The organism is Streptomyces sp. NPDC033165, assembly GCF_055577965.1.
The window spans coordinates 246391-261630 of sequence record NZ_JBVIPK010000010.1 but is presented as its reverse complement, the minus strand read 5'-3'; the positions used below and the strand labels follow the sequence as shown (position 1 = coordinate 261630).

General features: G+C 69.4%; 7 protein-coding genes. 5 read left to right on the top strand and 2 right to left on the bottom strand.

The annotated features are described in order from the left end of the window. The coding region (locus ACZ5WC_RS23910; RefSeq protein ID WP_468542703.1) for an amino acid adenylation domain-containing protein at positions 1–3648 on the bottom strand (3648 nt) is incomplete at its 3' end. Then, positions 3645–11522: an amino acid adenylation domain-containing protein gene (locus tag ACZ5WC_RS23905; RefSeq protein WP_468542702.1), complete on the bottom strand. Its 7878-nt coding sequence runs from the start codon at positions 11520–11522 to the stop codon at positions 3645–3647. The genes ACZ5WC_RS23905 and ACZ5WC_RS23910, both read right to left, overlap by 4 nt. 495 nt (positions 11523–12017) lie before the next feature. Here ACZ5WC_RS23905 and ACZ5WC_RS23900 point away from each other — a divergent pair, with 495 nt between their 5' ends. Genes ACZ5WC_RS23900 through ACZ5WC_RS23880 form a run of 5 tightly spaced genes read left to right on the top strand, consistent with a single transcriptional unit; the run spans position 12018 to position 15100 of the window. After that, on the top strand, positions 12018–13421 hold the full coding sequence (locus tag ACZ5WC_RS23900; protein ID WP_468542701.1) for a class I adenylate-forming enzyme family protein: 1404 nt from the start codon (positions 12018–12020) through the stop codon (positions 13419–13421). Continuing rightward, on the top strand, positions 13418–13654 hold the full coding sequence (locus tag ACZ5WC_RS23895) for an acyl carrier protein (RefSeq protein WP_468542700.1): 237 nt from the start codon (positions 13418–13420) through the stop codon (positions 13652–13654). Before ACZ5WC_RS23900 ends, ACZ5WC_RS23895 begins: the two co-directional genes overlap by 4 nt. A 43-nt stretch (positions 13655–13697) precedes the next feature. After that, the gene (locus tag ACZ5WC_RS23890) at positions 13698–13898 is read left to right on the top strand and encodes an MbtH family protein (protein ID WP_306454798.1); all 201 of its coding nucleotides are present in this window, start codon (positions 13698–13700) and stop codon (positions 13896–13898) included. A gap of 9 nt (positions 13899–13907) precedes the next feature. After that, a complete protein-coding gene (locus ACZ5WC_RS23885; RefSeq protein WP_468542699.1) occupies positions 13908–14471 on the top strand; it encodes a hypothetical protein in 564 nt (187 codons plus the stop codon). Continuing rightward, complete coding sequence (locus ACZ5WC_RS23880; protein WP_468542698.1) at positions 14468–15100, top strand: DUF6875 domain-containing protein; 633 nt, start codon at positions 14468–14470, stop codon at positions 15098–15100. Before ACZ5WC_RS23885 ends, ACZ5WC_RS23880 begins: the two co-directional genes overlap by 4 nt. Positions 15101–15240 lie beyond the last annotated feature (140 nt).

Genomic DNA, 15240 nt, shown 5'->3' with positions numbered 1-15240 from the left:
CCCCGGCACCTCCCCCCGCACCCGCGCCGCATAAGCACGAGCCAGATCCGAAGCCAAAGGACCCAACGACCACCCATCACCCGCAATGTGATGGAGGACGAGAAGAAGGACATGCCGGTCGGATGCGAGGCGCAGCAGTTCGGCACGCAGCGGCGGTTCGACGGACAGGTCGAAGAGGTGGCGGGACGCCGACGTGAGGACGTCCGGCAGCTCCGTCTCGGTGACCTCGACCGTGGACAGCCCGACAGTGACGGAGTCGAGGACGTGTTGACGCGGGGTGCCTTCGGCTTCGGGGAACACCGTGCGCAGGGTCTCGTGGCGTGCCACCACATCGCCCAGGGCCGCCCGCAGTGCCTCATGGTCCAGCTCACCTGTCAGCCGCAGGATGAGCGGAATGTTGTAGGTGGCGCTGGGGCCCTCCATCTTGTGCAGGAACCACAGCCGACGCTGCGCGAAGGACAGCGGTACGGGGTCGGGCAGTTGCTGCCTGGTCAGGGCCAGGCGCGCGGGCCCCGCGGTGTCGAGTCGGGCGGCGACAGCACCGGCGGTCCGTTCCTCGAAGAGCGTGCGCAGGCCGATCTCGACGCCGAAGGCGGCCCGGATGCGGGCGATCAGGCGGGTGGCCAGCAGCGAGTGCCCGCCCAGGTGGAAGAAGTCGTCGTCCACCCTGACCCGCGACAGCCCGAGCACCTGCGCGAACAGATCGCACACGATCTGCTCCTGCGGCGTACGCGCCTCCCGCCCCGCCCCGCCCGACGTGAACTCAGGCACCGGCAACGCCGCACGGTCCAGCTTGCCGTTGGCCGTCAGCGGAAGGTCCTCCATGGGTACGACGGCCGACGGCACCATGTGCTCGGGCAGCCGTTCCCGGGTGAACTCCCTTACTCCGTCGAGCCGTAGAGTCTCCCCCGCCACCACGTAGGCCACCAGTCGGGCCCTTCCGGGCTCGTCCTCGCGGACGACGACGGCGGCCTGGGCGATGTCGGGGTGGTCGGTCAGCACGGCCTCGATCTCGCCGGGTTCGATACGGAACCCCCGGATCTTGACCTGGTCGTCGGCACGACCCATGAACTCCAGCACACCGTCCGGGTTCCGGCGCACCAGGTCACCGGTGCGGTACATCCGAGCACCGGGCTCCGGAGCGTAGGGGTCGGCGACGAAACGCTCCGCCGTCAGTCCCGGCCGGTTCAGGTAGCCGCGTGCCATACCCGCCCCCGCGATGTACAGCTCCCCCACGACACCGGGGGCCACCAGCTGCAGTCCGGAACCCAGCACGTAGGCGCGGGTGTTGGCGATCGGGCGGCCGATCGGCGCGGACGCCGGCCAGCCGTCGGGGTCGTCGCCCAAGGTATGGGCCGTGACCACGTGCGTCTCGGTGGGACCGTAGTGGTTGTGCAGTGCGCGGCCCGGCGCCGACCGGTGGAACTCGCGGACCGGGCGGCTCAGCGTCAGCGCCTCACCGGCCTGCGCGACGGTACGCAGCCGGGGCAGCGTCCGGCCCTGCTCGACGGCGGCCTCGGCGAGGGCCTCCAGCACCAGGTTCGGCGCGAACAACTCCTCCACCCGCTGGTCCTCCAGCCATGCGGCGAACCGGGCCGCGTCACGCCGGACGTCCTCGGCGGGGATCACCAGCGTCTTGCCGAAGAGCAGGGCCGACAGCAGCTCCTGTGCGGACACGTCGAAGCTGATCGCCGTGAACTGCGCGGTCCTGGTGCCCGGTTCGCCGCCGACCTCCTTGTGGTGCCACTCCAGGAGGTTCAGCAGTGCGCCCGCGGGCATGACGACGCCCTTGGGCCGTCCGGTGGAGCCGGAGGTGTAGATGACGTAGGCGGGGTGGCCGGGTGCGAGGGCGGTGACAGGGTTGTGGGCGGGGTGGCCGGCGAGGTCGGCCGGGGTGTCCGGGGCGTCGAGCAGGAGGACGGGGGTGTCGGGTACGGCGGGGAGGCCGGCCTGCGTCGCCGTGGTCGTGAGGAGCAGACCGGGGCGGGCGTCGGTGACCATGTGGGTCAGGCGGGCATGGGGGTATTCGGGGTCGAGGGGGAGATAGGCAGCACCGGCCTTGAGGACGGCGAGGACGGCCAGGACGAGGTCGGTGGAGCGGGGCAGGGCGAGGGCCACGACGTGTTCGGGGCCGATACCGCGGGCGGTGAGCAGGTGGGCCAGCCGGTTCGCCCGCTCGTTGAGTTCCCGGTAGGTCAGGGTGGTCCCGTCCCAGACCACCGCGGGTGCGTCCGGGGTCTCGACGACCCGCGCCTCGAACAGCCCCGGCAACGTTGCCCCCATGGTCCGAGGGGCCTCGTCGGGGACGGCTGTCAGCGTGGCGCGCTCCTCGTCGGTGAGCAGGTCGATCCGCCCGATCGGCCGATCGGCGTCCGTGGTGACGAGGTCGAGGACCTGGGCCAGCCGGTCGAGGAACCCGGCGGCCGTGGCCCGGTCGACGAGGTCGTCGCGGTAGTCGAGGCGGAGGTAGAGGCGCCGCCCCGGGGCGGCGATCAGGGTGAGGGGGTAGTGGGTCGCGTCCCGTCCGCGGCCGAGGTCCGGGGTGACCCGCAGACCGCTGTCCGGCACCTCGCCGGATTCGTCCCAGGGGTAGTTCTCGAAGACCATGGCCGTGTCGAAGAGGTCACCTGGACCGGCCAGCTGCTGGATGCGGGCCAGCCCGAGGTGGTGGTGCGCGGTCAGCCGCGTCTGTACGTCCTGGAGCCGCTTGACGGTGGAGGACAGCGACTGCGCGGGACCCAGCGCGACCCGGACGGGCACCATGTTGATGAACAGGCCCACCATGTTCTCGACGCCGGGCAGTTGCGGGTCGCGTCCGGCCACGACGGCCCCGAACACGACGTCGTCCTGTCCCGTGTGCCGGCTCAGCACCAGACCCCAGGCGGCCTGGAGAACGGTGTTCATGGTCACGCCCTGCCGACGCGCCCAGTCGACGAGCGCCGCCGTGCGGTCCTCGTCCAGCTCGACGGTGATCCGCTCCGGCATCCGTGCGGCCCGTGCCGGATCCACCGGAGTGACCAGGGTCGGCTGCTCCAGGCCGGCGAGCGCCTCGCTCCAGGCGGTCTCCGCCGTCGGCCGGTCCTGCTGGGCGAGCCAGCCCAGGTACTGCCGGTACGGGGTCACCCGGGGAAGTACGGCGACATCGCCGTGGCTGCCGTACAGCGCGACCAGTTCGCGGACCAGGATGGGCATCGACCAGCCGTCGAGCAGGATGTGATGGGTGGTCATGATCAGACGGTGGTGTTCTTCGGCCAGCCTCACCAGGGAGAAGCGCAGCAGTGGCGGCTCGGCCAGGTCGAAGCGGCGGGCGTGCTCCTTGGCCGCGAGCCGGACCAGCTCGGCCTCCGCCTCGGCGGCGGGCAGCGACGACAGGTCGGACTCCTCCCACGGCAGGACCGCCTCGCGGGGGATCAGCTGCACGGTCTGCCCCGAATCCACCTGCCGGAATCCGGCGCGCAGGTTCGGGTGCCGCTGGAGGAGGGCGCGGACCGCCGCCCGCAGCCTCGCCCCGTCGAGGGTGCCCTCGACGTCGAAGACGTGCTGCACCGCATAGACGTCCGCCCCGTCCTGCTCGTAGCGGGAGTGAAACAGCAGCCCCTCCTGCATGGGAGTGAGGGGAAGGATGTCTTCCAGGCCCGACGGCGTCATTTCTGAATCCTCCACGCGGCTTCGAGCTGTTCGATGTCGTGCTGGCTGAGTTCGGTCAGAGGGAAGTCCGAGGGTGTGTGGCCGCCCGTACCGGACCGGTCGCCGTGCCGGACCAGGCCTCGGATCGCCTGGAACCACTGTTCGGCGAGGACACGGACGTGGTGTTCGGGCCAGAGACCGGGGGCCCACGTCCAGACGGCCTCCAGCCACGGTCCGTCCGGGGTGTCGCGGACCATGGAGTTGACCTCCAGCCCGTGCGCCAGGGCGGTGCCCGGATCGGTGCCGCTCAGCAGGCCCGCCTCCGATGCCACGGTCCACGCGGGATTGCCGGGCACCACCGGTGTCCCAGCCGACGGGAATCGTCCGAGGTAGTTGAATCCGAGTTGGGGCGTGGCGAGCCTTGCCAGCTCGGGCCCTGTCTCGGGATGGAGGTGGCGGAGCAGGCCGAAGCCCATGCCCCGGTCGGGCAGCGCCCGCAGCTGCTCCTTGACCCGTTTCAGGGCCTGCCCGAGCGCCGGCCCGCCGGCGAGGACCTCCTCCCAGACCAGTGGGCCCGGATCGACCCGGACGGGATACAGCGAGGTGAACCAGCCCACGGTGCGTGCCAGGTCCACGCCCTCGATGATCTCCTCGCGCCCGTGCCCCTCCACGTCCACCAGCACCGCGGTGTGCCGCCCGCGGGCCTGGCTGTGGCGCCACTGCGCGACCGCCAGGCCGAGGGCGGTCAGCAGGACGTCGTTCACCCCGGCGTGGAAGGCCGTCGGCACCGTCGTCAGCAGCGGGGTGGTGACGTCGGGCGGGAGGGAGAGCGTGACTTCACGGGCCCGGCCCACTGTGTCCCGTACGGGATCGAGCCGGCCGGTTGTCAGCGGCGGATCGGCGGCGGTGAGCAGGTCGGTCCACAGGCCTGCCTCCGCGACACGGGCCGGCCGGCGGGCCTCCGCGGCCAGCAGCCCCGCCCAGCGGCGCAGCGAGGTGCCCACCGGCGCCAGCCGGGGCGGGCGTCCCGACCCGACCGCCTCCCAGGAGGCGATGAGATCCGGAAGAAGGATTCGCCAGGAGACGCCGTCCACCGCGAGATGGTTGACCAGGAGGAGCAGCCTGCCGGGACGGTCCGGTCCGGCGTCGAACCAGACCGCCTGGAGCAGCGGCCCCCGTTCGGCCGACAGTCGGGCGGTCGCCGCCTTCACCTGGTCGCGGACCAGGGCCCCGTCGACGTCGGCGTCGCCGAGGTCGACGACCTGCACCAGGTCGGAGGCCGACACGGAACCCACCGGTCCGACCTCCAGCGACCACGACCCGCCGTCCGGGCCGCCCGGCGTCCGGGTCAACCGCAGCGCGTCATGGTGGTCGACGAGCGCCTGGACGGCCGAGGTGAGGCGCTTCTCACCGAGATCGGCCGGCACCTCCAGCAGCATGGCCTGGTAGAACTCGTCGATTCCGCCGCCACGCGCGTCGAACCAGCGCATGATCGGGGTCGGTTCCACCGTCCCGGTGCCGGAGTCGTCGGAATCCGGGGTTGGCAGGGTGAGTTCGTCGGCGACCTCGGCGAGTCCGGCTACCGTCCGCCGCTCGAAGACGTCCCGTACGGCGAACCCGACGCCCGCTGAACGGGCCAGGCTGACCAGGCGGATCGAGACGATGCTGTCCCCGCCGAGTACGAAGAAGTCGTCGTCGCACCCGACCCGGTCCACGCCCAGCACCTGGGTGAACAAGTCGCTGAGCAGCCGCTCGCGCGGGGTGCGCGGCTCACGGCTCTCCGCGTCCGCCCGCACGACCGGGCCGGGGGCGGGCAGGGCGGCGTCGTCGAGTTTGCCGTTGGGCGTCAACGGCAAGCGGTCCAGCGTGACGTACGCGGACGGCAGCATGTAGTCCGGCAGTCGCCGTTGCGCGAACTCACGGAGGTCTTCCGGGGGCGTGTCGGTGTCGGCGACGATGTAGGCGGTGAGGCGGGTGTTGCCGGGGTGGTCCTCGTGGACGAGGACGGCGGCCTGGGCGATGCCGGGATGGCCGGTCAGCACGGCCTCGATCTCGCCGGGTTCGATACGGAACCCCCGGATCTTGACCTGGTCGTCGGCACGACCCATGAACTCCAGCACACCGTCCGGGTTGTGGCGCACCAGGTCACCGGTGCGGTACATCCGGGCACCGGGCTCCGGAGCGTAGGGGTCGGCGACGAAACGCTCGGCGGTCAGTCCCGGCCGGTTCAGGTAGCCGCGTGCCAGACCCGCGCCCGCGATGTGCAGCTCACCGATGACACCCGGGACGACCGGTTGCAGTGCGCCGTCCAGGACGTAGGTACGCATGTTGGCCATCGGGCGGCCGATGGGCACGACCGGACCACCGGTGTAAGGGCGGGTGACAGGATGACAGGTGGCGAAGGTGGTGGTCTCGGTGGGCCCGTACCCGTCCACCACTGCCACCGACGGGCACGCCTCCTGGACCCTCCGCACGGAGACCCCGGAGACGGCCTCGCCACCGGTCCACACCTCACGTACCGAGGCCAGAGACTCGGGAGCATGCTCGACGACCACGTCGAACAGCGAACTGGTCAGCCACAACGCCGTCACCCGCTGCCCGGCAATGACCTGCTGAAGCGCGGGGACGTCAAGATCACCCGCGGGAGCGACCACAACAGTGCCCCCGTTGAGCAGAGGAACCCACAGCTCATAGGTCGAAGCGTCGAACGCCGTCGGCGAATGCAGCAGCACACGCTCATGAGCCCCGCCGTCGAAACGCGGATCCAGTGCCAGAGCAGCGACGTTGCGGTGACTGACCACCACACCCTTGGGAACACCCGTCGAGCCCGACGTATACATCACATACACCGCGGCGTCGGGGGCGACACCAGCTGGGTCGCACCGCTCGATCGACGGACCCGCCGCGTTCGGCACCTCGTCTTCGCCCTCCCGGGCGTGACGGCCGATGACGAGCACGTCCGTTGGCAGGGAGACGAGCTCCGACTGTGATGCCTCGTCGGTCACGATGAGTGAGACGCCGGTGTCGGTGAGGACGTGGCGGACGCGTTCGGCCGGATAACGGTCGTCGAGCGGCACATGAACGGCTCCGGCCTTGGCCAGAGCAAGGACCGTGCTGACCGTCTCGACCGAACGCCGCAGAAGAACCGCGACACAGTCACCGGGACACACTCCCCGGGCGATCAACTCACGAGCGAACCGGTCAGCACGGGCATCCAGTTCCGCATACGTCAGGGAAACCTCCCCGTCCGTGACAGCAAGCCCCTCCGGAGTCCTGGCCACCTGCCGCGCGAAAAGCTCCCCCAGCGAAACATCCGGCAAGGACACAGCCGTCTCATGCACACCGACGACACTCCGCCGGTGCTCCTCAGCCGTCAGCACGCCGAACGCACTCAGAGGCCGATCGGGGTGGGTGGTGGCCGCCTCCAGCAGACGGACCCACCGGTCGAAGAGCGCCTGGACCGTGGACGCGTCATACAGGTCACTGGAGTACTCGACAGCGCCGGTGATGCCCTGGGGCTCACCCTGAGCACCACGCCGCTCCGCCAGGCTGAAGAACAGATCGAACTTCGCCGTACCCGTCCTGCCCAGCTCCACGCCCGCTTGCAGCCCGGGGAGTTCGAACTCGCTCTCGGGGGCGTTCTGGAGGGCGAGCATGATCTGGAAGAGGGGGTGGTGGGCGAGGGTACGGGTGGGGTTGAGGTGCTCCACGAGGTACTCGAAGGGGACGTCCTGGTGGGCGTAGGCGGCCAGGGAGGTTTCGCGGACACGGCTGATGAGCTCGGTAAAGGTGGGGTTGCCCGCGGTGTCGGTGCGCAGGACGAGGGTGTTGACGAAGAAGCCGACGAGGGGGTCGAGGTTCTGGTCGGTGCGGCCCGCGATGGGACTGCCGAGGGGGATGTCCTCTCCTGCTCCGAGGCGGGTGAGCAGAGCGGCGAGTCCTGCTTGGAGGACCATGAAGAGGCTGGCGCCGGTCGACCGTGCCAGCTCGGCGAGGCGTTGGTGGAGTCCGGGGTCGATGTCGACGGTGAGGTAGTCGCCCCGGTAGGTCATGACGGCCGGGCGCGGGCGGTCCGTGGGCAGGGTGAGCTGGTCGGGCAGGTCGGCGAGGACGCGGGTCCAGTAGCTGATCTGAGTGGCGAAGAGACTGCCGGGGTCGTTCTGGTCTCCGAGGAGTTCGTTCTGCCACAAGGTGTAGTCGGCGTACTGCACCGGAAGCTCGGGCCATTCCGGCGCCCGGCCCTGCGTACGTGCCGCGTACGCCTGCGTCAGCTCCCGTGACAGCGGGCCCATCGACCAGCCGTCCCCGGCGATGTGGTGTACCACGACCAGAAGCGCGTGCTCCCGTGCCGACAGGGTGAACAGCTCGGCCCGCAGCGGTGGTTCGGCCGTGAGGTCAAAGGCGTACCGGGCTCCCGTCTCCAGCGCGGCGGGGAGTTCGGGGGCCGTCGTCGGGGTGAGGTTCAGGCGCGGCACGGCCTTCTCAGGGGCCAGCACCTGCTGGCAGGGCACGCCATCGGCCTCCGGGAACACCGTCCGCAGACTCTCGTGACGGGCCACCACGTCACCGAGGGCGGCTCGCAGCGCGTCGTGGTCCAGCTCGCCGGTCAGCCGTATGACGAGCGGGATGTTGTAGGTGGCGCTCGGCCCTTCCATCCGGGCCAGGAACCAGAGCCGCCGCTGGGCCGAGGAGAGGGGGACGACCGGCGGCCGCCGGCGCGGCGTGAGCGCGAGGCGCCCGGGTGCGGCGGTGTCGAGGCGGGTGGCCACCGCGGCGGGGGTCGGGCCCTCGAACAGCAGGCGCAGTTCGAGCTCGACCCCGAAGGCGGCCCGGATCAGTGCGATCAGACGGGTGGCCAGTAAGGAGTGGCCACCCAGCTCGAAGAAGTGGTCGTCGACCCCGACCCGCGACAGCCCGAGGACCTGCGCGAACAGTTCGCACACGATCTGCTCCTGCGGCGTACGCGCCTCCCGCCCCGTGGCCGGCGCCGAGAAGTCCGGCTCCGGGAGCGCCGCCTTGTCCAGCTTGCCGTTGGCCGTCAGCGGCATGCGGTCCAGCAGGACGACGGCGGCCGGAACCATGTACTCGGGCAGCCTGTTGCGCGCGAACACCCGTAAGTCCTCGACCCCGGGAACGTCCCTCGCGACCACGTAGGCCACGAGGCGGTCGTCACCGGACTGTTCCTGGCGGACCACCACCGCCGCCTCGGCGACCCCCGGGTGGTCGGTCAGCACGGCCTCGATCTCGCCGGGTTCGATACGGAACCCCCGGATCTTGACCTGGTGGTCGGCACGGCCGACGAACTCCAGCTCCCCGTCCGGGTTCCGGCGCACCAGGTCACCGGTACGGTACATCCGCGCGCCGGGGCGGGCTGCGTACGGATCCGCGACGAAGCGTTCGGCCGTCAGACCCGGTCGGCCCAGATAGCCGCGAGCCACGCCGCCGCCCGAGACGTACAACTCCCCCACCACGCCGGACGGCACCAGCTGGAGTCCGCTGTCGAGCACATAGGTGCGCAGATCGGGGATGCTTGCACCGATCACGCCGTTCGCGTCGGCGGCGGCCCGGTCGCGGTCCAGCGGCTGGTACGTCACATGCACCGTGGTCTCGGTGATGCCGTACATGTTGACCAGGAGCGGCGCGTCATCGGGATGCCGGTCGTACCAGTCGGCCAGGCGGGACGGTTGCAGCGCCTCACCGCCGAACACCACAGTCCGCAGGCCGAGCCTGTGCGGCGGCCGGGAGCCCGCTGTCCGGGCGTCCGCGTCGGCCTGCGCCAACTGGTAGAAGGCCGAAGGTGTTTGGTTGAGGACAGTGACGCCTTCTTCGGCCAGCAGGTCCAGGAAGGCACCCGGTGTCCGGCTGACCTCGTAGGGCACCACGACCAGCCGTCCGCCGTGCAGCAGCGCTCCCCACAGCTCCCAGACGGAGAAGTCGAAGGCGTAGCTGTGGAAGAGCGTCCAGACGTCGTCCGGGCCGAAGTCGAACCACTTGCGGGTGTTGTCGAACAGCCGCACCACGTTGCGGTGGGTGTTGAGGACGCCTTTGGGTTGTCCGGTGGAGCCCGAGGTGTAGATGACGTAGGCGGGGTGATCGGGTGCGAGGGCGGGGGCGGGGTTGCGCGTGACGTCGGTGGTGGCGTCCGGGGTATCCAGGAGGATGACCGAAGTACCGTGCACCGCCGGGATGTTGGCCTGTGTCGCCGTGGTCGTGAGGAGAAGGCCCGGGCGGGCGTCGGTGACCATGTGGGCCAGACGGGCCGGCGGGTATTCGGGGTCGAGGGGGAGATAGGCCGCGCCTGCTTTGAGAGTCGCCAGGATCGCCACGACCAGATCGGCGGAGCGGGGCAGGGCCAGCGCGACGACCTGTTCGGGACCCATGCCCCGGGCCACCAGCCGGTGGGCCAGCCGGTTCGCCCGCTCATTGAGGTCCCGGTACGTCAAGTTCAGATCCCCGCAGCTCACAGCCGTCGCGTCGGGAGTCCTGCGGACCTGCGCCTCGAAGAGCCCCGTCAGCGTCGCCTCCGTCTTCGGAGGGACGTCGTCGGGTACGGCCAGGAGGGCGGCCCTTTCCTCCTCGGTGAGCAGGTCGATCCGGCCGATCGGCAGGGAAGGCTCCGTCGCCGTGACGGCGCGCAGGAGGGCGAGCAGGCGCTCCTGATGCGCGGCCAGTTCGTGATCCGCGCAGATTTCGGGGTGGGCGTTGAGGTCGAGGGTCAGTCCGGTGCCGTCGCGTCGGTCCCACACGGCGAGCGTGAGGTCGCCCACCAGGCCGGAGGAGAGGTTGTGCGCGGTGGTCGGCAGACCGGCGAAGGTCACCGCGTAGTCGAAGGACATGATGTTGATCACCGGTGCGTACCAGGTCCCCGCGCGGCCGGGCAGGTCGAGGTCGCGCTGGAGGTCCTCGGCGCGGTAGCACTGGTGGCTGCCCAGTTCGCGTACCCGCTCCCCCACCTGGTCGAGGAGTTCGCGCAGTGTCATGCCGGGCCGGAGCGAGAGTCTGAGCGGCAGGACGTTGGCGGCCGTGCCGGGCGTGCGGCGCTGGACCTGGCTCAGGCGTGCCGTCACCGGCAGGCCGAGCACCACGGTCGACGCGCCGGTCATCCGGTGCAGATAGACGGCTGTGGCGGTGATGACCAGGTACGACCAGGGGACCCGTGCCCGGCGGGCCGCCTCGCGCAGCTCCGCCAGCCCGTCGGGGTCCAGGCCCGCGGTGTGCCGAAGGTAGTGGTCGGGGGTGGTGGACGGGCGATCGACGATCCGGGTCGGCTCGGGGCGGTCGGCGAACCGTTCCGTCCAGTACACCTGGTCCTCGGTGAACCGTTCCGATCGGCGGTACGCCTGTTCGGCGGCCAGCAAATCGGGCAGGGAGCCGAACGGGCTCGGTGCTCCCGGGCGGCCTTCGACGAGCGCGGTGTAGACGTCCGCGACCCGGCGGGTGATGAGCAGCGATCCGAAGGCGTCCATCACGGCGTGGTGGTAGCCCTGATACCAGTAGAAGCGGTCGGTGTCCAGGCGCAGGAGCGCGTACTCGAACAGCCGGTCCTCGGCCAGGTCCATCGGCCGGGCGACCGCGGCGTCCAGCCAGTGGCGGGCTGCCCGTTCGGGGTCCGGCTCCGCACGGAGATCGACCAGAGAGGGTGACCAGTCGCCGAGCTCGCGGACGACCTGACGGACCTCGCCGCGTTCCTCGACGAAACCGACGTGCAGGGCGTCCGCCTCAGCGACGACCAGCCGCAGCGCCTGTTCGAACAGGGCCGGGTCCACCTGCCCATGGATCTCCAGAAATTCACCCACCCGGAAGACTCGATTCGCTTCCCCGAGCCGCTGCTCGGCGATCCATATCTCGCGTTGCGCAGCCGCGAGGGGCAGCTTGGTGCCGACGCTGACGGACAAGTCTCCACCTCCGAAAATTCCCCGCGCGGATGGCCGGAGAGACAGGAATGAAAAGCTCGTAACGGCCCGGAGAACGCTTCGTAAATCCGACCGGGTAATAGGAGAACGGCGACCGCCGGACCACCGGGGCGACGGGTTTCGCCGTGCGTATGGGAATCGGGCACAACGACCCGGGAAACAATCAATGGGCAACCTAACCCGGGATCCCCGGAGGGTCAAGGAATCCATTCGGGATATGCCACGCACATGTCCCGCCGGCGGGACAAGAGATCGACCGGCGAACGGTGGGAGCTCGCACGGCACGGCAGTCGGCGGCGCCCGGCCACCGGCCGAAGCGGACGGAAGCCGCTGGACTCTTTAGCTGGACGCTTTATACGGGCGGGCCCTCATTGATCATGGAGTGCTTGCCCGACGTTTCACGGTGGTGCTAGTTTCACCCTCGCTAAATGCCGGATCGAACGTTTCGCTGACCTCCTTTTGCAAAAGGAAGCGTGCATGGCAAACACATGGTGGGGAAGCCATCTGCTGAGCCGGGGCGCGGATGACGAGCTGTGGGCCGTCTCCAGCGCTCCGGTAACCCGGGGGCAGTTGCGCACGGCGGTCACTGATCTCGGTGAGCGCTTTCGGGAGCAGGGCATTACCGAAGGCAGCTCGGTTCTTCTGCGGATGAAACCGAGTTTCACCTATCTGCACGTGCTGTTGGCCTTGTGGAGCCGGGGCGCACAGGTGGTTCTGGTCGACTTCAGGCTGAAGCCGGCCGAATACGAGCCGCTGAGCGACCTGGTGCGTCCGCAGTACCTCGTCGTCGCGACCGGGGCCGGCGGTCCGGTGGCCGGGTTCCGGCAGGAGTCGGGTTTCTCCGTCCAACGACTGCCGAACGGCCGGCCGGCCGTCGACGGCGTCCGTCTGGTGCAGTTCAGCTCGGGCTCGACGGGCCGGCCCAAGGTGATCGGCCGGCCGGCCGACTCCGTACTGGCCGAGATCGACCGGCACAGTGCCGTGCCCGGAATCCCCGGCAGGGGGGAGCGGGTGATGCTGCTGAACTCGGTCATGCACAACATGGGCCTGGTCAGCGGTGTGCTGCATGCTCTCGCGGCCGGGGCTGCCCTGATCGTCCCACCGACGCTCCGGCCCACCGAAGTGGTGCGCATGATGGCGCGAACCGAGACGTCCGCCGTCTACGGAACCCCCGTTCACTACGACCTGCTGTCCCGGGTCGAGAGCCGGCCGGAGCTTCCCGCGCTGCGGCTCGCGGTGTCCGGCGGTGAACGGGTGCCGCAGGAAACCCATGACCGGTTCCGCACACACTTCGGCCTGCCGATCAGTCCGGTCTACGGTGTGACCGAGTTCGGGCTGATCGCGGGCGACCTGTCCGGTGCGTCCGTGCCTCCTCAGCTGGGGCCCCCAGTGCCGGGGGCCGAGGTGAAGGTGGTCGACGAGGAGCTCTTCGTCCGGATGAAGCAGTCTCCGTATCTGTACGGCGAGCACACCGACCGTTTCGCGGACGGTTGGCTGCGGACCTACGACCGGGTACGCCAGGACCCGGCGACCGGGGTTCTCACCATGCTCGGCCGGGCCGACTCCCTGGCCGTCGTGGGCGGGCTCAAGGTCGACCTCGCGGAGGTGGAGACCGTCCTGCTGGATCACCCTCGGGTGACCGAGACGGTGGTGACCCACGGGGAGGTCATCGAGGCGTTCGTGGGGACCGACCAGGCACTCGCCTCGGACGAACTCGTCGCCTGGTGCCGTGAGCGGCTGAGCCCGGCGAAGAATCCCAAGCGGTTCTTCGTCGCGAACCGGCTGCCGAGGAACTCCATGGGAAAGCTGGTCCGCGACCGTGCGCTGATGCACGAGCACATCACGTCGGAATTGTCATCGCAGACACAGGGGGACCAGTGATCTCGAAGAACGACATCAGAACGATTCTGTCCGAGAGCGCGGGACTTGGACCGCCCGAGGAACTACCGGACGATGCCGAGCTGGCCATCGACTCGTTCACGCTGGTCGTCCTCCAGCACGGACTGGAGGAGCGGCACGGTGTGGTCATCGACCCGCAGTTCGAGGACATGGCGCTGTTCACCTCCATCAACGGCATCCACAAGTACGTGATGACGCTTCTGGAAGAGAAGTGACGAACCCGTCCGCCCGCCTCGACCGTTTACCCAGGGAGCAATGATGAGCAACCCCTTCGAGAGCCCCGACGGCACCTTCCACGTCCTCGTCAACGACGAGGGCCAGCACTCGCTGTGGCCTGCGTTCGCCGAGGTGCCCGCGGGCTGGACCGTCGTGCTCGCCGAGACCGACCGCCCGACCTGCCTCGCCTACGTCGAGGAGCACTGGACCGACATGCGCCCGCTGAGCCTCGTACGCCGATAGGAGAACGTGATGGACGACGCCGCATTCTCACAACTGCTGCTGGGCGAAGACGATCTGGAGGAGTCGTTCTACGGCGAGGAGCCGAGCGCCGCTTACGACCCCGTCTTCGTCTCCGGCGACGCCTCGGGGCGGACCATCGTCGACCTGACGAACATGCTCACGCATGGCACCCACCCCGAGACGACACATCACGCCTCCGCACTGTTCACGAACATCGTGGGTTCGGTGGTCTTCCATCACGTCGCGCAGTTCGGCAACGGAGCCTGCCGACAGGTGTACCAGGAACTCTTCGACGCGGTGCGCGACTGCACGCACTACCGGATGGGGCTGAACGACGGCGTGCAGCTCGACATCACGAAAGTGGGTGTGGAGCCGATCGAGCTGGGGGACGGCGGCTTCCTGGTCCGCTGGCTGTCCACCGTCGACCACTTCCGTATCGAGACCGCGTGGGTGATCGTGCCGACGGACGGCATCCTCAGCTTCATCAACACCCGCATTCCGGAGGCGTCCGAGATCCATCGGCTCGCCCGTATCGCCATCGATCGCGTCGTCGACCTGACGGGTACGTCATGACGCCCAAGGCATCCGTCGTCGACTTCGAGTCCGCGCTGGAGTCGGTCGACTCGTGGCTGACGGAGTACATATCGGCGAGCCATCCGGAGATCGGCCGCACGGGGCCGATCTGTCCGTTCGTGGCACCTTCCCGCAGGAACCGGACGTTGGAGGTCCGTCTACGGCTGGTCGGGCACGCGCCGAGCCTCGAACTGGTCGAGGAGATCGCACGCGGCAGTCTGCGAGAGTACGAGCTGACGACCTGGCAGGGCCGGAATCCCATGCTCCAGGCCATGGTGATCGTCCTCCCCGACCTCCGCAGCGAAGACACCGTACTGCTCGACCTGGCCCAGGCACACGTGAAGGACGACTTCGTGGCGCAGGGACTCATGATCGGTCAGTTCCACGAGAACTGCGATGTGACGGCGGCGCGCAACCCCCGCTTCGCGGTGAGCCGGGCACCGGTGCCGGTCCTCGCGATCCGCGCCATCGCCCTGCACGATGTCTTCTTCCTGTCCGAACGGCCGCACTGGTTCGAGAAATACCGGGAGAAGTTCGGCAAGTTCTACGGACCTGATTCCACTCTGATGGATCCGCTTCTGGTGGAGCGCTACCGGGAGAGCGAGCAGGCTTACGGCAAGGCGTCATAACGATCTTCTGTCACCGGCCGGACGTTCTCGTCGCACGCTGTGACCGTGATTCTTATTGGGCATCAGGCGGGCCGGAATGACTCCGGCCGACCGAGAACGCAGTGAACGACCTGGCTCATGCCGATGCCGAAGCGAACGCC